We start from the raw sequence: 18256 nt of genomic DNA, 5'->3' as shown, positions 1-18256 counted from the left end.
CCAGCTGTCAACGGTTCAGGGCCGTTACGATGGAACCGGCCTTCAATGATACCCCAGTGGCTAGGTCAGGATTTGTGCCACGGCGCAGCGCTCAGAGCCGCGTGTGGGGAACGATCTCGACGACGGGCAGCTCCTCTGCGTGGGCGACCGCCAGGGCAATCTCGGCGTCGTAGTCGAAGAGACGCAGCGCGCGCAGCAGCGGCCGCAGGGCGATCGGCGGCCCGCAGCGCCGCGAGTAGTCGCGCATGCGAAGCATCAGCTCGCGCCGGCGCGCCGGGTCCTCCACTACGTGGGCGGTCGCGCGCCAGCGCCGGTTGCCGATCCGGACGGTCACCTCCGAGTGGGCGAGGATATTCCGGTACCAGTTCGAGTGGATTCCGAAGCCGCTAAAGATGATCCAGCGATCCGCGAACGGCATGAAGCTGACGGCCGTGGTCCGGGGCAGCCCAGTCTTCCGGCCGGTAGTGGTCAGGAGCATCACGCAGCGCCAGGCGAGCAGGCGCGCGAATGGGCCATGGTAGAGTTTCGGCGGCATGGCCAGGAAGAGCCGCAGCAGGCCGCGCGGGCGCTCGCGGACGAAGGTCGGCGGTCGGGCGGTCATCCAGCAGACCTCCAATCTCCCCGTACTGACGCTGCGGACAGTATAGCGAGGGATTGGTCGGTCCCGCGAGCGCGTTCTGGCACTCCAGGCCAGCCGAGGACGGCGACGCGCGACCACCTCCACGGCTGCGATGCGCGGGATCCGGCGAGCTCTACTGCGCCACCAAAGGCGGGGAAGCCACTGAGCAGCCGGTGAGGCTGGGATACAGCCGGTCTACGGGCCGCCTTCGCAGCCCGGCAGCGGAGGCAGGGCGGCGACCGGTACGAGGCGCACTAGGTCGGGCGGCGCGAAGAGGTGGTCGAAAACCGGATCCATCTCCGGCGGCCCCTGGCGGCTCGGGATGAGGACGAGGAGCAGGTCGCCGAAGCCCTCACTGTGGCCAGGCATCTCGGTCACGCTGCCGCTCCGCGTGTCGGCCACGATCGGAGGGCGCGCCGGCGGCTGCCAGGAGACCAGCGGCCCGGCGATCGTCAGGAACTGGATGGCATCGTCATCGGTTCTGCTCCGCTTTTGGAAGATCGCCTGAGCTTCAGGATGTCCCGGCCGCCAGACCCGCAGCGTTCGGCCGTCGCTCCATGCGAGCAGATCCGGACTGGTCGCCAGCCAGACGACGTGTCGCTGGTGCGCGGCGAGCGGCGCCGGCAGCGGCACGGGTGCGCCGGTTTGGGCGTCCACCATGACGAGCTGCCCGCGCTGGCCAGGAGCCTGTAGCTCGGACCAGATCAGGTACGGCCACCGGAAGACGACCGGGTAAGTTGGGAGGTTCGTCGAGAGGATGCGCTCGGTGCGCCGAGCCAGATCGTAGACGTGCAGTTCAGAGTGCACGCGAGGCGGTGCCTCGGGCGTCGCCGGAGGTGCCAGTTCACCCTGAACCCAGTCGCTCAACCAGGCTTACCGACGCCGTTACCGGTGTGAGTCAACGAGACCCCGGGGCTCGAACCACTACGCGTGATAGCTACCGTAATTCAGTCCACCACAGGATGATGGCGAGTGCAACCGTCCGGCCGTCAGTGGCGAAGCCAGCGCTCGACCTGCTCGGCCAGCTCGGCCACTAACCGATCAGCGCGGACAGGGTCGGGATCGGAGAGGAGCTGGTAGCCGATGCCTTTCATCTGGGCGACAATCGCTTCGGCTGCCTGGAAGGGCTCCACGTCGCTGCGAAAGATCCCTTCCCGGATCCCCCGCTCGATGATGCTCGCCAGGTAGCCCTGCCAGCCGGCGTCGAGCCCACGGAGCGCGGCGGCGAGATTCGGGTCTCGCCGGGCCCGCGCGTGCAGCTCGGCCAGGACAGCGATCTGCTCCGGAGCGGTGCGGATGCGCTCCCGCAGATCAGCGAACTCCCAGCGCAGCTCCTCGAGCGCGGAGACATTCTCGCCAGAAACCGGCTCCGCTGCCGGTACCTGGAACTGCTCCGCGAGATATCCGATCACCGCGTAGATCAGGGCTTCTTTCGTCGGGAAATAGTAGTGGAGGGTCGCGATGTTCACTCCGGCGGCGTTGGCAACGTCGCGCACGCGCAGGCCCTCGAACCCGCGCTCCGCGAGCTGGTGGTAAGCGATGCGAATCAATTCCCGGCGCCGGTCGGCCCTCGCGCCGCGCGATCGTTGCCCCTCCATCGAACGGCGGTTCACCCCTCAGCCTTCCACCGGTCGCGGTTCTCCTGGAACGAGGGCCCCTCCATGCGCGTCGACTTCTACGGTTCGAGGCCGGCTGAAGCTCCGATAGGCCATCCAGAAGACCAGGATGCCATAGGCCGTTATCAGCCCGACCCGGAGCCAGTGGGTGGCCACCAGGAGATGATACAGCTCGACGTTGGCCGGCCCGAGACTCCCGGGCGGGGCATCGCCCAGCGCGATCTGTCCCTGCCAGCGGCCCCAGAGCAGCGCGGTCAAGAGCCAGAGAGAGAGCTGGATACCGAGCCCGAGCCGGAGCGCGGCTCTGCGAATTCCCGGCGGGCGCCAGCGCAGCAGCGCGAGCGCGCTCAGTGTCGCGAGGGTGGCCTGCGGGAAGACCACGATGAAGAGACGCACGAAGTGGTCGCCCTGCGCCTGGCCGAAGTCGGCACTGGGGATGAACGCCCAGGACGGGTAGATCAGAATTTGCATGAGCCAGATGACCGCCACGTTATACCAGCTCACCGCCAGCGTCGCGAGGAGGAGCTGTTGGGCCCGCGTCACGCCTGACCTCCGTTCAAGAGGATCCACATATCAATCAAGCACTTGATGTATACTACCACGGACGCGCTCACCGGTCAAACCCCTCCCCGGGGCGAAGCCAGCGTCATCCTCGGCAGTTGACGTCCCACGCCCGTGATTGCTACACTATCCCGCTGGAGGTTGGGCCGGTGTAGCTCAATGGCAGAGCAGGGGACTCATAAGCCCTTGGTTGGTGGTTCGAATCCGCCCACCGGCACCTGAAAGACGAGCGATCCCAGTGGCCGGCATTGCCGGCCATCTATCATTTAGGACTAAGCGCGCCTCACGGCATCACCACTGCCAGGAGCAGCCCTCATGACTGATCCCCCGGCCGCTGCCAGCACGCTTCTCGAAGAGATCGCGAACCGGCTGCGAGACGCGGGCCTGGCGTCGGGAGACACGGTCGTGGCCGGCTTTTCCGCAGGACCCGACTCGCTGGCGCTGCTCTGGGGGCTGGCCACGCTGGAACGGCAGGGACGCGGCCCTCACGTCGTCGCTCTACACGTCGATCACCAGTTGAGACCGGACTCCGCCCGCGACGCAGAGCGCGCGCTGGCGCTCGGGTCAGACATCGGCGTCTCGGTCGAAGTAGAGCAGGTGGACGTGGCGGCCTGGCCCGAGTATCCCAGCGAGGGGACGGAGGCAGCCGCGCGCGCGGCACGCTACGCCGCGCTCGGCCGGCTGGCCCGGAGGCACGGCACGTCCTGGGTCGCGGTCGCCCACACCCGCGATGACCAGGCAGAGACGGTATTGCTCCGGCTGCTCCGCGGCGCCAGCCTCGAGGGACTGGCGGGCATGCGACCGATCACCCGGCGACGGGTTCGGTTGGATCCTACCGGCCATGATGTAATCGAGCTCACCATCCTGCGCCCACTGCTCGGGCTTCGGCGCGAAGCCGTGACGGCGTGCCTGGCAGCGCTCGGACTCACGCCGGTCGAAGACCCAACCAACTGGCAACTGGAGTACCGGCGCAACCGGCTACGGCACCAAGTTATGCCCCTCTTGGAGCAGATCTCTCCCGGCGCGACCGAGGTCATCGCGCGGGTCGCCGAAGTGCTGCAGGACGATGCAGCCTGCCTGGAAGCGGAGGCGGCCCAGCAGGCGGCCATCCTGGTCAGGCATGAGGGGACCGTGGCGCGTGTCGACCGGGCAGGTCTGGCGAGCCTGCCGCTCGCGATCCAGCGGCGAGTGCTGATCGCGGCGGTGCTGCGCGCCAGCGACGAGCAGCTCGTTCCCACCTTCGAACGGCTGGAGGCCCTGCGGACAGGCGCGGAGCGAGGTCGGGTCGGAACGAGAATCGAACTCGGCCGCGGCTGGGAGGCGATCATCGAGTACAATGCCGCCACGATCGGGCCGGCGGGGAGGCTAGAGGAGGCGCTCCGCCGGGAGTCCGGTGTGCCTCTCCTCGAGCCGGGCACGTCCATCGATCTGGTCGGGAGTGCGGAGATCGCTCTGGGCAACCGCTGGCGCCTCCGTTATCGGACCGCGGTCGAGGGCTGGGTCCTGCGAACACGGCGACCTGGGGACCGGCTGCTGCTGAGCCCGGATCGGCCGCCGGTTCGCCTGCAGGACTGGCTAGTGAACCGGAAGGTGCCGGCCTACCTGCGCGACTGGTTGCCGTTGCTGGCCGACGGTCGCGTCGTCTGGTGGATCGGCGGGCTGATGGGGAGGTCGTTCTCGCACCCGCAAGGACTGATCGAGGTTGAGCTGGTGCGGGAGCCAGTGGGACTCACAACGAGGGAGAGAGGGTTCACGGTGCAGGACGATCGCGTGCTGGCCGAGAAGCTCGGCCTCGAGCGGGTGCTCATCGATGAGGAGACACTGCAACGGCGTGTTGGCGAGCTAGGGCAAGAGATCACTGGCTACTACCAGGGAAAGCGGCCACTCCTGATCGGCGTGCTCACGGGCGCCTTCGTTTTCATGGCCGATCTGGTCCGCCACATGCCGATCCCGCTCAGCATCGACTTCATGGCCGTCTCCAGCTACGGCCAGGCTACCGTCACTTCCGGAGTCGTGCGGATCATCAAGGATCTCGACCGCCCCATCGAAGGTGAGCATATTCTGCTGGTAGAAGACATCGTCGACAGCGGCCTGACGCTGAAGTATCTGAGCGACGTTCTGCGGCGCCGCAATCCGGCGAGCTTCAAGGTGGTGGCCTTGCTGCGCAAGCAGAAGGCAGGCGCGCTCGAGGTGCCGATCGATTGGGTCGGCTTCGACATCCCGGACGAGTTCGTCGTCGGCTATGGGCTGGACGTCGCAGGAAAGTTCCGAAACCTGCCGTTTGTCGCGGTCTATCGCGGACAGTAGCTCTCTGTAACCCTCGCCCGCGTGCGAAGAGACGTTTTCGTGCGACCTGAGGGTTCAGGCGCCTTCTAGCGGACGCCTGAATTGGCCGGTGTGGCGCGGCTTCTTGCGTCGCTGGCCTCCGATCGGCACCCGACAATAGTGAGCGGGATGTGTCTGTTATAATCGAAGCGCCCCAGTGATCGCCGCGTTCTGCGGGCTGGATTGCGGGGACGAGCGAACGTGGCACGCGGAGGTCGCTCTATGTCCGACAACAAGTGGTTGCGCAACGGCTTTGTGTGGATGATTTTGATCATCGCAGTCGTTGCCGTTTGGTTTACTTTCGTCAACAGCGGAAGCAGCGGCCGGCGCATCAACATGGCCGATGTCGCCGCCGACATCAAGGCGGGTAAGGTCGAGCAGCTCGTCATGACCGAGAACTCCAACGAGGTGCAGGTGCACTACGTTGGATCGGAAGAGATTCGCACGACGACGCTCCCGCCGAACACGAACATCTATGACGTACTCAAGGAATTCGGCGTTCAGGCAGGAGACTTCGAGCTCCGGGTCAATCCGGCCAGCCAGTGGGGTAGCTGGTTGAGCGCGCTCACGTTCATCCTGCCCACGCTCTTCCTGATCGGCGTCTTCGTCTTCATGATGCGACAGGCTCAGGGGACGAACAACCAGGCTATGTCCTTCGGGAAGAGCCGGGCGCGCGTCTTTACCAGCAACCGTCCGACAGTGACCTTCGATGATGTGGCCGGAGTCGAAGAGGCGAAGGAGGAGCTGGCTGAGATCGTCGAGTTCCTCAAGTACCCCGAGAAGTTCGCCTCGCTCGGCGCGCGAATCCCGCGGGGCGTGCTGCTCGTCGGCCCGCCCGGAACCGGCAAGACGCTCCTCTCGCGCGCAGTGNGCCTCGCTCGGCGCGCGAATCCCGCGGGGCGTGCTGCTCGTCGGCCCGCCCGGAACCGGCAAGACGCTCCTCTCGCGCGCAGTGGCCGGCGAGGCCGGCGTGCCCTTCTTCAGCATCAGCGGCTCTGAGTTCGTCGAGATGTTCGTCGGCGTCGGCGCCAGCCGGGTGCGCGACCTGTTCGACCAGGCGAAGCGCAACGCCCCGTGCATCGTCTTTATCGACGAGATCGACGCGGTAGGCCGCCAGCGCGGGGCCGGGCTGGGCGGCAGCCACGACGAGCGCGAGCAGACGCTCAACCAGATCCTGGTCGAGATGGACGGTTTCGACAGCACCACAAACGTGATCGTGATCGCCGCGACCAACCGGCCCGACGTGCTCGACCCCGCTCTGCTTCGCCCCGGCCGCTTCGACCGCCAGGTCGTGCTCGATCGGCCTGATCTGAATGGCCGGCTGCAGATCCTGAAGGTGCATACCCGGGGCAAGCCGCTGGAGAGCGACGTCAGCCTGGACGAACTGGCACGCCAGACGCCTGGGTTCTCGGGTGCCGATCTGGAGAACCTGGTGAACGAGGCCGCCATCCTGGCCGCCCGGCGCAACAAGAAGACGATCGGGCGGCGCGAGCTCTATGAAGCGATCGACCGCGTAGTCGCGGGTCCCGAGCGGAAGAGCCGGGTCATCAGCGAGCGCGAGAAGCTGATGACGGCCTACCACGAGGCCGGGCACGCGCTGGTTGCCCGGATGTTGCCGCATGCTGACCCGGTGCACAAGGTGTCGATCGTCGCTCGAGGGATGATGGGTGGGTACACCCGGGTGCTGCCGGAGGAGGACCGGTTCTTCTGGACGAAGAAGCAGTTCGAGGCCCAGCTCGCCGTCTTCATGGGAGGCCACGTGGCTGAGGAACTGGTGTTCCAGGAGGTCTCGACCGGCGCGGCGAACGACATCGAGCGCGCGACCAACCTGGCGCGGCGGATGGTTACCGAGTACGGGATGAGCAAGCGGCTCGGGCCACTGGCCTTCGGCAAGAAGGAAGAGCTGGTTTTCCTGGGCCGGGAGATCAGCGAGCAGCGCAATTACAGCGACCAGATCGCCTACGAGATCGACCAGGAGGTGCGCCAGCTCATCGAAGAGGCCTACCAGCGTGCCAAGGATATCCTGCTCCAGCATCTGGACAAGCTGGAGAAGATCGCCATGCTGCTGGTCGAGCGCGAGACGATCGACGGGAGCGAGATCGAGGCACTGTTCGATGAGCCGCGGCCGCGTCCCGAACTGGTCGGCCCACCGCTCACTCGCCCGGCAGCCGTGATCTCGGTCGAGCAGCGGCAGGGGAGCCGCGAGGCGCCGGCACCGCAGCAGCCGAGCAGCCCCTCGCCGCCGCCGCAGATCCGTCCGCAACCGGCGTCTTGAACCACGCCACTTTCTCGAGCGGATACAAGCGTGGCCGGCCAGAGATGGCCGGCCACGTCGGATTCTACGAGTCCCGAAACACCGGCGCCAGTGGCATCTTTCACCACCGGCGCCGGTGGAGGTCGCCTGTTGATTCACATTGTAGCGTGGTCAAGCCTCCGGCGTCAGGGCCATCGCGTCCTGTGGAACCGGCACGAAGCAGTCGATGGCCGCTACCTCATCGAAACTGTACCAGCCGGCATCGAGGATCGCGCGATAGTCGTACTGCCGCATGATCGCCCGGGCGTCGCGTGCCGTGATACGCACCAGCCGGGCGCCACAGCCCGGTCGAAGGTAATACCGGCCTTCCTGATCCCGGAAGAGGAGGCTCTGCGGATAGTCTCCCCGGCGACCGATGAGCTGGAAGTTGCGGGTCTTCATCGGTTCCCTCCCTCTTCTGGGGCCAGCGCGCCCGCACGATGCAGTGAGCTCCCGGGCTCGAACCGGCGTATCCGCTACCCTCCGGCTGCCCGCGCGAGGTGCGCGCGTAGCCGGGTAGATGATGACGAGAAGGCTAACGCAGGGTGGAGGCAGGGGGACTCGAACCCCCGACCTCTACAGTGCGATTGTAGCGCTCTCCCAACTGAGCTATGCCCCCACGCGTTTGGCCGGGTCAGAGTATACGGCACGCGGACACCGGTCGTCAAGCTGAGACCGCAGCCGGCTACCGCGAGTCGCAGCGTCGCGGGCGCGCTGCTGTCCACGAGGCTCGCTACCTCGGCATACTAACCAGAGCGGCCTCACCGCGGCTGAGGCCGCATAGCCAGGCGGGAACAGGCGAACGGCAGCCCGGAACCGAAGATCCTTGACAGGAAGCCTGGAATCAGGTAGGATGCCGAGTACCGGGCGAGGCGAGTCTCCGTATCTGGCGCCGGGCGCGCGTTTAGCGACTCTGTCAGACAAGGAGGCGAGCCATACTCACCGATCGACTCCCTGTACTGACCGCGCACGCGCGCGTTCGCGCTCGACAGCGCGGGATACCGGAACAGGACGTCAGTCTGGTGATCACGTACGGCCGGCGGTGCTACGCCCGAGACGCGCTCTACTACTTTTTCGGCCGCCGTGAGGCGCGGCGAGAAGCGGCCCGGCTCGGGGCCATGGTAGAGCGCCTGCAGGGCATAGTCGTGGTGGTCGAGGATGGGTGCGTGGTGACCGTTTACCACAACCCGCGGATCCTCAAAGATTTGCGGCAGAGCAGATCGCGCTATCGCGAGCGCTCCGCCGCGTAGACCACTCCTTCGGCGTCTGCGGATGTAGCGCGCTCGGTCTCCGGGTACGACGACGTCTCGCCCGGTTCCCCCTCTGATAGAGACTGCCGGCTGACAGTCCACCTGACACGACGCCGGCGCCGCAGTCGCCTCCCGGTCATTGAACCGATGCGGAAGCAAACACTCGTGAGCCGAGAGTCAGGAGTCCTCTGTCGAGCCAGCGGTGCACGCGGCCGGTCGCGTCCGCCCACGCCACGCCCGGCACAGAACGCGTGGCAAGCCTCCCCGGCGTGCGGTGCCTCAGTGGGGAGGTCGACGACGGAGTGCGGCTCTGCCCATCAGGCCATTGGAAAGCCGGTGCACGCGGCGTCTTCAGGACGCCCATCTCCCCAGTTTCCTTACACACCCTGTGCACCGCATTTCTCGACCGGAACAGCCACAGTCACGCCAGCCCCGTACTCTACGGCCTCGCAGCGACCCGCTACTTCCGCCGCACTCCGCCTCGTGGCCTGAGGACCGAGACGGCATCCACAATGCCTCAGGCGGGATCGCGCCTGCTTCCCTGCTGCCGCCCCCGCTCAAGGCTTGCCCCTCACGTATCACCAGACCGACGATCCTGTGAAACCCGATGGGCTCGACATCCGCTCGGTCACCGCGAGCGGGTAAAGTGGTTCTCGACCGCCGCCCCGTCAGGCATCGTAAAGCCAATAGTCAGCCGGTCGCCCTCGATCTGGTAACGTGCTTCGCCACGCGGCGTCAGATATTGGACCATTGCCCCGAGATCGATACCGTCGACCGTAAGTGACCCAGTCGTCTGCACATCCAGGAAAGCGACCGAGTCTCCACGGACTTCGTACCGGCCCTCGGAGTACACGACACCGCTCCCCGAACTTTCACCGAATGTGCAATGCAATTCGCTACTGTGTCTGAACGTCCCATCCTCAGCGAAGGTTAGCGTGACCGTGCCCTCACACGGATAGTCCGCGGGCAGGCCACCATACGGCGCGGTATTCGCCGCGAGGATGTCCCGCGCCGACGCCATCCAGACCCCGACCAGGCGATTGCACAGATCCTTGATAGCGGCATACTCTACCTCGAACCCGATCGTGCCCCCAACCGGGCTCGCCACGGTCAGCACCGCGCGCGAGGCCGGCAGCGGAGGGAGCTCCTGGCCGCCAGGCGGCGACCCGTCCTCGCAGGTACAGACGCTCCCAGGGAGGCAGAACAAGAGCGATTCGGCGCCACGAAGGTCGAAGACCGTCCCGTCTTCGAACTCCACGGCACCCGCGGTCACCGCGTCGTACACTCGGATCCTGACTGCTTCATGCTCACCGGACTCGCCGATCGTCAGTTCGAGGGGGAGCGATCCAAAGGGGCCAGCATCGACCTCGATCCGCTGTCCCGGCGGGCTTACGCCGACCAGCTCCGTCGCACGGGTGTACGTAATACCTAGACCCGTCGATTCCCACTCCAGCCCGTAGGCCGGCGCCCGCACCAGCGTCTGCGCGACCAGCCGCAAGGCCTCCTCGAACGCCATCCCCCCGAACAGCGCGGACACGGCATCCCGGTTCCCGAGATCGAACATGCGGAGCATGACAGGGAACGGATCATGCCCGGCCGCCTCGGCGGCGGCGTACAGGCCGATCGCGTCGTAGCTGCGCCGCCAGAGCGACTCCGGTGGCGTCGCGAGCCACGTATCCCAGAACGACGCAGCGGGCGAGGGATCGCTGGCGATGACCGACGCCACCCACTCCGCTTGCCCCTCCTCCACCCATGCGCCATGGCTACGCAGCGTGTGCTGGAACTGGAAGCAGTGCCACAGCTCGTGGGCCGCGACATACTCTCGCGTAGTCGGCTCGTCGGCCACGTCGGCCCGAAACACGATCCGGCAAGCTGTCATCCTTCCGCCGCTCTCGACCGGAGTCGCGTACGCCTGGATGTCCCTGGTACTCATCCGCCGGACTACCCCGAGCCGCACCGGTACGGTCAAGCGCACACCAGCGCGCGCTTCGATCCGTCCCCTCACCTCCTCGATGACCTGCCGCAGTTCGTCGAGAGGCCCAGCAGCGCGAGCCCCTGGCACGAATCGATCTACGAGCGTAGCGCGTGCACCGGGCTGAGCAGTCCCCTGCCCGCTCGGGGGAATTTCGACCCACTCGTCGACGCGTCCGAACAGCGCGTCCTCGACCGCCGCTGCGACCTCCGGTGGCAGGCTCTCGCGCTGCGCCGCCACGACGACGATGGCCGCTTCTGCCACCCGCCCCGCATTGTCCCCCGGCAACGGCCGGGGCGTGACTCCAGGCAGCGGGCCCACGTGCGCCGCGAAGATCTCCAGCGCCGTCTCCAGCGGCAGCCGCCCCTCCTCGTCGAGCAGCTCGTTCAGCGCCAGCACCGCCTCGTCCGGCGGCCCGGCCGGCATCGGCGTCGGCGTCAGCGCCGGCGTGGGCGCGGGCGTCCCCGCGCTCACCGGGCTCGGTCGCGCCTCAGCCACCCGCGTCGGCGTCCCCGTGTCGGGAGAGGGGCTCGGTGCCGGCTCCGGGCTCCCACGCCCGCACGCGACCAGCAGGAGCGTCAGGACCACTAGCAGCCAGAGCGCAGTCCCCCTGGGCGGCCCGGCACGCCGCCGCGTGCTATTGGCGTGCTCGCTCGCCAGTACCGATCTGCGGTGAACGAACCGGCTCATGGCTCACCTCCATCTGCAAGCGAAAACAGCCCGCTGCCACGGCGACGGGCCAAAGCGCGGCGGGGGCGCCTGCCTACCCGGGTTGCGCCGCTTTTGGCAGGCGTAGCCCCGGCGACCCCAGCGCTTCGGACTCGTCATGCCTTACGGGGACGGGTGAGCGAACTTTCAGGCCATCGTAGGGAGACGGAGCGTCACAGTCAAGGAGACGATCGTACCGTCCGTTCGTCATGGATGCCGCGCTCGCGCGGCGAGTAGACACCGTACGGTGCGGGTCAGCGGGCTGGGTGCCCAGCGGGGGTCGCTGGGCTGCGCCGCGGGCTCCCCGACCTGCCGCCTCCTATCCCGACCGGCTGCCAGGCACCGGTCGGGGTGAGCGAGGCAGACACGGGCGAGCTGCGCACCTCGTTGCACGCTGTCGGCCACGGAGTGACCACTGCTCCCTCAGGCGGTGCTGAGCGCCACCCGCAGGCGACTGCCGTGCTCGGTGGTCACCTTTTCGACCGTGCTCGGCTCGGCGACGCGCTCGCCTGGGGCCTCGATGTCGAGGTGGAGCCGGAGCCCGAGCTGATCCGCCAGCCGGAGTAGCGTGGTGAGCTCCGGCACGTGCTCGCCCGACTCCCAGCGGGCCACCGTCGGCTGGCTCACCCCGAGCCGGCGAGCCAGCGCCGCCTGGGAGAGTCCGAGCTCGGCCCGGCGCTGCACCAGCCAGAGCGCCACTGCCCGCGCCAGCGCCGTCGCTTCCCACCGGGCCCGCAGCTCCGGGCTCCGCGCCAGCGCCCGCTCGGGCACCTGCTCAGCCGGGATCAGGACCGGCGTCTCGTTCTCGCTCACGGCGTCCCTCCTTGCTCGACCCGAGCGATCCGTTCGGCGGCCAGGCGGGCGGATCGAGCGAACCCACGGGGATCACGCTTCGCCTCCGGGCCGATGGCGCCAATCACGAGGCGGTCTCCGACCCGGCGGTAGAAGGCGCGCCGAGGGCTGCGTCCACCCCTCGGGCACAGCTCGCGAAGCCCGCTCTGGCTGCCTCGCACCGCGCTCGAGTGCGGATACGGCAACTGATCTCCCAGCACCCGCAGCTTCTCAACGGCGGCCAGCAGCGCGAGCTGCTCAGACTCCGGCAGCGCGGCGAGCTCCGCTTCGGCCTCCGCGCTAGAGAGCACCTCCGTCGCCACAGTATGGCATGCGTGCGATTGCATTCCTGCCGGGTGAGTCTTTTGAGGATGCGGGCGTGCGGTACCAAGGCAGTCGAGGGGCAGCACTGGACGCGGCTTCGTGGGGAGGGCTCCCTGGAGTTCCACGCGATCCGACGTCGGGCGGATACCTTCCGCTGCCCCAGCCTCAGGCCACCATTGCCCGCACACGCCCACAGTGACGAGGCCGGTAGTACCCGGCAGCAGGGAGCCGTCTCAGGGTGACCAGTGGGCAGCCGAGGGACTGCACCGTTTTCCTTGTGCCTATGAGACAACTCTTGATTTCGAACATATGTTCTCCTATGCTGGGGACAGGAACGGGAGGAGGTGTGCCGATGCGTCCGCGCACCCTAGCCGAGCGCCAGGCCGCACTCGACGCTCTGCGCCGCGAGCTCGCCGCGCGCTTCGGCGCCCACGTCCTCCTGCGCTGGGAGCAGGCCCAGCCCCAGCGCGCGGCCCGCGCGCTGCCCACCGGCTCGCTCGCCCTCGACCTCGCCAGCGGGATCGGCGGCCTCCCCCGCGGGCGCCTCAGCGAGCTGGCCGGGCCCCCCTACGCCGGCAAGCGGACGCTCGCGGCCCACGCGGTCGCCCAGGCCCAGCGGGGACGGGGCTGGGCCGCCTACCTCGACGGCGCCCAGAGCCTCGACCCCGACCGCTGGCGCGCCCTCGGGGTCGACCTGGCCGACCTGCTGTGGGCGCTGCCCCGCTCGCTCCCCGAGGCGCTGGCGATGGCCCAGCTCCTGCTGCGGACGCGGGCGCTCGACCTCATCGTCCTCGACCTGCGGCCGGGCTGGGCGGGGCGGCTGCTGGCCCGCGGGGTGCGGCGGCTGCGGCCGCTCGCGCGGCGGGCGCCCACCGCGCTCCTGGTGGTGCGCGACCTGCTGCCCTCGGAGCCGGACGCCGGGCTCGGGGGCGCGGCGCTCCGGCTCCGGCTGGTGCCGGATGAGGAGCTGTGGCTGGGCAGCGCGCGGGCCGGGCTGCGGGTGCGGCCGCTGGTGCAGGCGCGCGGGCAGGCGGAACCGGTCGCCGTGCCGGTGGCGCTGGAGCTGGACGAGCGGGCCGGGCTGCGGCGGGCGGCCGAGCTGTTCGACCTGGCCTGCTGGCTGGGGGTGGTCGTGCGGCACCCGCTGGGCTTCCTGGGAGCGGGGACGGTGCTGGGGCGCTCGCGGAGCGCAGCGCTCGCCCGCCTGGAGGCGGAGCCTGCGCTCTGGGCGCGAGTGGAGGAGGAAGTCCGTGCGCGTGGGCTATCTCCGGTTGAGCGACCCGTTGCCGGTGCCGGTCGCTGAGCTGCTCGCCTCCGCTAGCCCGGTGGTGGAGCCGGACGAGCCAGGCGCCGCCTGGTTCGACGCTAGCGGGGTGCAGCGCACCGTCGGCTCCGAGGCGGCCTACGGCCGGGCGGTGCTGGCAGCGGTGGCGGCAGCCGGCGGGCAGGGCCGGCTGGGGATCGGGCCGAACAAGTGGATTGCCGCGGTGGCGGCCCGGCTCAGCGCGCCCGGCGAGGTCACCGTGGTCGACGACGCCGAGGCGCGCGCCTTTCTCCGCCCGCTGCCGCTGGCGTGGCTGCCGCTGCCGCGGGCGGTGCTGGCGACGCTGCGGCTGCTGGGCCTGCAAGCGATGGGGCAGTTCGCCGACCTGCCGCGCGAGCAGGTCGGGCGGCGCTTCGGCCGAGAGGCAGTGGCGGCGCACCGGCTGGCCTGCGGGGAGGACCCTCGCCCGCTCGTGGGGGCGGCGGATGAGCCGGCGGTGCTAGTACGGGCGGCGCCGGAGCCGCCGCTCACCGAGCGGGGGCAGCTCCGGGGCACGCTCGCCCGGCTGGCCGCGGACGGCCTGGCGGAGCTGCGCCGGCGCGGGCAGGCGGCCCGCACCGTGGCGCTGGGACTGGCGAGCGCCGGGGGCCGGCATGGCACGCAGTCCCGCCACCTGCCCGCCCCGGTGGCCGAGGTGGCCGAGCTCCTGCCGCACCTCGAGGTCCTGGCCGAGGCGACGCTCCGTGCCGGGCTGGGGCCGCGCGCGGCGGTCGAGGGGATCAGCGAGGTCTGGCTGCGGCTGGCCGGGCTGGCGCCGCCGGCCGTAGCCCAGGCGCACCTGCCGGGGCTGGGGGAGGAGACCGAAGAGGAGCGGGCGATCCGGGAGCGGGTGTGGGGGGAGCTGCGCCGCCGCTACCCGGGCCAGGTGCCGCGGCTGCTCGAGGTCGTCCCGGCGGCCCCGCTCCCGGAGGAGCGCTGGCGTTTCGACAGCGCGGCACCGCGCCGGCCGGTCCGACTGTGGCGGCGGGGCCGGGTGCGCGCGCTAGAACTCGACGGGCGCTGGCACCGGGTGGTGGCCGGGGGGCTGGTCGAGCGGGTCGACCTCTGGTGGCCGCGCGAGCGGCACCGCCGGGTGGTCTGGGTGGCGCTGGCCGACGGTCAGCGGCTGCTCCTGGGCTGGGAGCGGCCACCGGGGCAGTGGGTGCTGCTGGGCCGGCTGGACTGAGCGCGGAGGTTAGACGATGGCGGCCCCCTATGCCGAGCTGCACGTCCACTCCTGCTTCTCGCTGCTCGATGCCCCCTGCCAGCCGGCGGCGCTCGCCCAGCGGGCGGCCGCGCTGGGGTACGAGCACCTGGCGCTGACCGACCACCAGGGGCTGCACGGGGTGGTGCGGTTCGCCCGCGCCTGCGCCGAGGCCGGGCTGCACCCCGTCATCGGGGCCGAGGTCACGCTGGACGACGGGAGCCACCTGACGCTGCTGGCCGAGACCGACGCCGGCTACGCCACGCTCGCCCGGCTGCTCTCGGCGGCGCAGTTGGGCTGGGAGGCCCCGCGCCGGCCGGTCGTGCGCCCTGAGGCCGAGGCCCTGACGGGGGACACGGCCATGCGCCGGGCCGCCCCGCTCCCCTGGGACTGGCTGCTCGAGGAGCACGAGGGGCTGCTCGTGCTCACCGGCTGCCGCCAGGGGCCGCTGGCGCGGGCGCTCGCGGCCGGGCGGCGGGCGGAGGCGCTCGCGCTGGCCCGGCGGCTGCGCCAGGTCTTCGGCCCCGCGCGCTGCGCCGTCGAGCTCCAAGACCACGGGCTGCCGGGCGACCAGCGCCGCTGCGCCGAGCTGGCCGCGCTGGCCGACGCGGTGGGCCTGCCGCTGGTGGCGACCAACAACGTCCACTACCTGGACGCGGAGAGCTGGCGGCTGCAGGACGTGCTGGTCTGCATCCGCGAGCAGTGCACGCTCGACACCCCGCATCCGGCGCGCAAGCGCTCGAGTGCCTACGCCCTCCGCCCGCCGGCGGCGATGGCCCGGCGCTTTGCGCGCTACCCGCAGGCGGTCGTCAATACGCTGCGGCTGGCCGAGCGCTGCCAGGTGACGCTCGACTTCCGGGCCGTCCGCTTCCCGCCGCTGCCCCACCTGGTGCCACCCGGGGAGACGGCCGACCAGACGCTGCGCCGGCTGGCCGAGGCGGGGGCCCGGCGCCGCTACGGGGAGCTGACCGAGCCGGTGGTGCGCCAGCTCGAGCACGAGCTGGGGGTGATCGCCCGGCTGGGGGTGGCCCCCTTCTTCCTGATCTGCGCCGACCTCGCCACCCGCTTCCGGGGCCGGGGGCGCGGCTCGGCGGCCGACTCGCTGGTCGCCTACTGCCTGGGGATCACCCAGGTCGACCCGCTGCGGCACCGGCTGCTCTTCGAGCGCTTCCTCAACGAGGAGCGCCCGGCGATGCCGGACATCGACATCGACTTCGGGCTCGAAGACCGCGAGCGGGCCATCGCCTACGTCTACCAGACCTACGGAGCCGAGCACGCGGCGATGGTGTGCAACTACGTGACCTTCCAGGCGCGCAGCGCGGTGCGCGACCTCGGCCGGGTGCTCGGCCTGCCCGCGGAGCTGGTCGCCGAGCTGGCCGCCTCCCAGGGGCGGCTGGGGGAGGAGCTGGGCCTGGCGGCCCGGCGGCTGGCGGACAGGCTCGACGCCGAGGGGCGGCGCCGCCTAAGCTGGCTGGTGCGGCTGGCCCCGCAGCTCGAGGGCATCCCGCGGCATCTCTCGATCCACGTGGGGGGCATGCTGATCACCGGCCGACCGCTGGTGGAGCTGGTGCCGCTGCAGCCGGCGCGCATGCCGGGGCGGGTGGTGGTCGGCTGGGACAAGCGCGACGTGGAGGACGCCGGGCTGATCAAGACCGACCTCCTGTGCATCCGGGCGCTCTCGCTGGTGCACCGGGCGGTGGAGCTGGTCGAGCGGCACAGCGGGGTGCGGCTGGAACTCGAGGCGCTGCCGCGCGACGACCCGGCGGTCTACCGCCAGCTCCAGGCGGCCGACACCATCGGCGCCTACCAGGTGGAGAGCCGGGCCCAGCAGCAGAGCCTGCCCAGGAGCGCGCCAGCCTGCTTCGACGACCTGATCGCCCAGGTGGCGATCATCCGGCCGGGGCCGATCCAGGGCGGGATGGTGCACCCCTACCTCCGGCGGCGGCAGGGGCGCGAGCCGGTGCGCTACCTCCACCCGAAGCTGGAGCCGATCCTGGCCGAGACGCTAGGGGTGATCCTCTACCAGGAGCAGGTGCTGGAGGTGGCGATGGCGATCGCCGGGATGACGGCCGGCGAGGCCGACGCCTTCCGGCGGGCGATGGGGAGTCGCCGCTCGCGGGCGGCGATGGAGGCGCTGCGGGGCGCCTTCCTGGCCGGGGCCGCGCGCCAGGGGGTGCCGCGGGCGACGGCGGAGCGGATCTTCGCCCAGATGGCGGCCTTCGCCGAGTTCGGCTTCTGCAAGAGCCACGCCGCGGCCCTGGCCCAGACGGCCTACGAGACGCTCTGGCTGCGGGCTCACTACCCGGCGGCCTTCTACTGCGCCCTGCTCGACTACCAGCCGATGGGCTTCTACCCGCCGGAGGTGGTGCTCTGGGACGCGGTGCGGCACGGGGTGCGCTTCCTGCCGCCGGACGTGACGCGGAGCGCGGCCGGCTACACGCTCGAGGGGGACGCGGTGCGCGGGCCGATCCGGCTAGGGCTGCGGGCGGTCAAGGGGGTGGGGGAGGCGGCCGCCGCCCGGATCGTGGCGGCGCGGGCGGCGGGGCCGTTCCGGACGCCGGAGGAGGTGGTGCGCCGGGCGCGGCTGGGGCCGGAGGCGGTGCGGGCGCTGGTGCTGGTGGGGGCGTTCGCGGCGCTGGCGCCGGGGGTCGAGCGGCGCCAGCTCCTGTGGCGGCTGCTGCCGCTGGCCACGGCGGGCGAGAAGCGGGACGCGCTGGCCGAGCAGGTCGAGCTGGCGCTGGGAGACGAGGAGCCGGTCGCGCTGCCGCCGCTGGAGGCGGGGGAGCAGGCGCTCATCGACTACGCGCTCCTGGGGCTGTGCCTGGATCGCCAGCTCATGACGCTCTACGCCCGGCAGCGCCAGCTCCTGAAGGTGACGCCGGCCGGGGAGCTGGGGCGGCAGCCGCACCGGACGCGGGTGCGGGTGGCCGGGCTGGTGGTGTGCCGGCAGGCGCCGCCGACGGCCAAGGGGGTGCTCTTCCTGACGCTGGAGGACGAGAGCGGGCTGGTCAACGTGATCGTGCGGCCGACCGTGCGGGCCCAGTTCCGGGCGGTGCTGCGGGCGCCGGTGCTGCTGGTCGACGGCTGGGTGCAGCGGGAGGGGGCGCTGGTGAGCGTGGTGGCGGAAGAGGTGCGGACGCTGGGCCGGCCGAGCACGGTCGACGTCCCCGCCACGGCCGTACCCTCGCGCGACTTCCGCTGAGCCGCCGGCGACATCGCGTCGCCGGCGTCCCGGCGCTGCTACCAGGGC

General features: G+C 70.4%; 13 protein-coding genes, 2 tRNA genes and 1 pseudogene. 7 read left to right on the top strand and 9 right to left on the bottom strand.

The genetic code is table 11. From position 1 onward, the window contains the following. Positions 1 to 91: 91 nt before the first annotated feature. The 4 genes from NET02_RS02625 to NET02_RS02610 all read right to left on the bottom strand — a co-directional run bounded on the left by NET02_RS02625 (position 92) and on the right by NET02_RS02610 (position 2778). Positions 92 to 601: a nitroreductase family deazaflavin-dependent oxidoreductase gene (locus tag NET02_RS02625; protein ID WP_284055813.1), complete on the bottom strand. Its 510-nt coding sequence runs from the start codon at positions 599 to 601 to the stop codon at positions 92 to 94. A gap of 213 nt (positions 602 to 814) precedes the next feature. Then, positions 815 to 1426, bottom strand: a complete 612-nt coding sequence (locus NET02_RS02620) for a hypothetical protein (protein WP_284055812.1) — start codon at positions 1424 to 1426, stop codon at positions 815 to 817. 182 nt (positions 1427 to 1608) lie between these two features. Continuing rightward, positions 1609 to 2217: a TetR/AcrR family transcriptional regulator gene (locus NET02_RS02615; RefSeq protein ID WP_284055811.1), complete on the bottom strand. Its 609-nt coding sequence runs from the start codon at positions 2215 to 2217 to the stop codon at positions 1609 to 1611. A gap of 18 nt (positions 2218 to 2235) precedes the next feature. Then, a complete protein-coding gene (locus NET02_RS02610; protein WP_284055810.1) occupies positions 2236 to 2778 on the bottom strand; it encodes a hypothetical protein in 543 nt (180 codons plus the stop codon). A gap of 163 nt (positions 2779 to 2941) precedes the next feature. Here NET02_RS02610 and NET02_RS02605 point away from each other — a divergent pair. The 3 genes and pseudogenes from NET02_RS02605 to ftsH all read left to right on the top strand — a co-directional run bounded on the left by NET02_RS02605 (position 2942) and on the right by ftsH (position 7396). After that, positions 2942 to 3013, top strand: a tRNA-Met gene (locus tag NET02_RS02605). A gap of 98 nt (positions 3014 to 3111) precedes the next feature. Then, positions 3112 to 5103, top strand: coding sequence for a hypoxanthine phosphoribosyltransferase (gene hpt / locus NET02_RS02600; RefSeq protein ID WP_284055809.1), 1992 nt, complete (start codon positions 3112 to 3114; stop codon positions 5101 to 5103). Positions 5104 to 5343: 240 nt separating this feature from the next. Then, positions 5344 to 7396, top strand: a pseudogene (ftsH, locus tag NET02_RS02595) (ATP-dependent zinc metalloprotease FtsH). Between the two features lie 150 nt (positions 7397 to 7546). On the opposite strand, the gene NET02_RS02590 reads toward ftsH, so the two are convergent. Both NET02_RS02590 and NET02_RS02585 read right to left on the bottom strand, forming a co-directional pair. After that, positions 7547 to 7816, bottom strand: a complete 270-nt coding sequence (locus NET02_RS02590) for a hypothetical protein (RefSeq protein ID WP_284055807.1) — start codon at positions 7814 to 7816, stop codon at positions 7547 to 7549. A gap of 144 nt (positions 7817 to 7960) precedes the next feature. Further along, positions 7961 to 8033, bottom strand: a tRNA-Ala gene (locus tag NET02_RS02585). A 403-nt stretch (positions 8034 to 8436) separates the two neighbouring features. Here NET02_RS02585 and NET02_RS02580 point away from each other — a divergent pair. Then, entirely contained in the window at positions 8437 to 8664 is a 228-nt protein-coding gene (locus NET02_RS02580; protein ID WP_347710986.1) for a hypothetical protein, read from the top strand. A gap of 628 nt (positions 8665 to 9292) precedes the next feature. Here NET02_RS02580 and NET02_RS02575 read toward each other — a convergent pair. The 3 genes from NET02_RS02575 to NET02_RS02565 form a co-directional block, all read right to left on the bottom strand. Beyond that, positions 9293 to 11326 (bottom strand): hypothetical protein, encoded by a 2034-nt coding sequence (locus NET02_RS02575; protein WP_284055806.1) that lies wholly within the window; start codon positions 11324 to 11326, stop codon positions 9293 to 9295. A gap of 441 nt (positions 11327 to 11767) precedes the next feature. Beyond that, entirely contained in the window at positions 11768 to 12157 is a 390-nt protein-coding gene (locus tag NET02_RS02570; protein WP_284055805.1) for a helix-turn-helix transcriptional regulator, read from the bottom strand. Then, positions 12154 to 12486, bottom strand: a complete 333-nt coding sequence (locus NET02_RS02565) for a type II toxin-antitoxin system RelE/ParE family toxin (protein ID WP_284055804.1) — start codon at positions 12484 to 12486, stop codon at positions 12154 to 12156. Before NET02_RS02565 ends, NET02_RS02570 begins: the two co-directional genes overlap by 4 nt. 365 nt (positions 12487 to 12851) lie before the next feature. Between NET02_RS02565 and NET02_RS02560 the strand changes: the two genes are divergently transcribed. The 3 genes from NET02_RS02560 to NET02_RS02550 are packed head-to-tail and all read left to right on the top strand — an operon-like array spanning position 12852 to position 18208. Further along, positions 12852 to 13802, top strand: a complete 951-nt coding sequence (locus tag NET02_RS02560; RefSeq protein ID WP_284055803.1) for a recombinase A — start codon at positions 12852 to 12854, stop codon at positions 13800 to 13802. Further along, positions 13750 to 14988 (top strand): DinB/UmuC family translesion DNA polymerase, encoded by a 1239-nt coding sequence (locus NET02_RS02555; RefSeq protein WP_284055802.1) that lies wholly within the window; start codon positions 13750 to 13752, stop codon positions 14986 to 14988. The genes NET02_RS02560 and NET02_RS02555 overlap by 53 nt, the downstream gene beginning before the upstream one ends. Before the next feature lie 16 nt (positions 14989 to 15004). Continuing rightward, positions 15005 to 18208, top strand: a complete 3204-nt coding sequence (locus tag NET02_RS02550) for a DNA polymerase III subunit alpha (RefSeq protein ID WP_284055801.1) — start codon at positions 15005 to 15007, stop codon at positions 18206 to 18208. Positions 18209 to 18256 lie beyond the last annotated feature (48 nt).

This window comes from Thermalbibacter longus (assembly GCF_023806485.1).
In the GTDB taxonomy this organism is placed as follows: Bacteria; Chloroflexota; Chloroflexia; order Thermomicrobiales; family Thermomicrobiaceae; genus Thermalbibacter; species Thermalbibacter longus.
Note: the sequence above shows the minus strand (reverse complement) of the source record. Positions and strands in the feature narration are given on the sequence as shown.

Coding starts and splice junctions, on each gene's coding strand:
- NET02_RS02550 (WP_284055801.1), top strand. CDS start 15,005: ATGGCGGCCCCCTATGCCGAGCTGCACGTCCACTCCTGCTTCTCGCTG.
- NET02_RS02560 (WP_284055803.1), top strand. CDS start 12,852: ATGCGTCCGCGCACCCTAGCCGAGCGCCAGGCCGCACTCGACGCTCTG.
- NET02_RS02615 (WP_284055811.1), bottom strand. CDS start 2,217: ATGGAGGGGCAACGATCGCGCGGCGCGAGGGCCGACCGGCGCCGGGAA.
- NET02_RS02590 (WP_284055807.1), bottom strand. CDS start 7,816: ATGAAGACCCGCAACTTCCAGCTCATCGGTCGCCGGGGAGACTATCCG.
- NET02_RS02575 (WP_284055806.1), bottom strand. CDS start 11,326: ATGAGCCGGTTCGTTCACCGCAGATCGGTACTGGCGAGCGAGCACGCC.
- NET02_RS02625 (WP_284055813.1), bottom strand. CDS start 601: ATGACCGCCCGACCGCCGACCTTCGTCCGCGAGCGCCCGCGCGGCCTG.
- hpt (WP_284055809.1), top strand. CDS start 3,112: ATGACTGATCCCCCGGCCGCTGCCAGCACGCTTCTCGAAGAGATCGCG.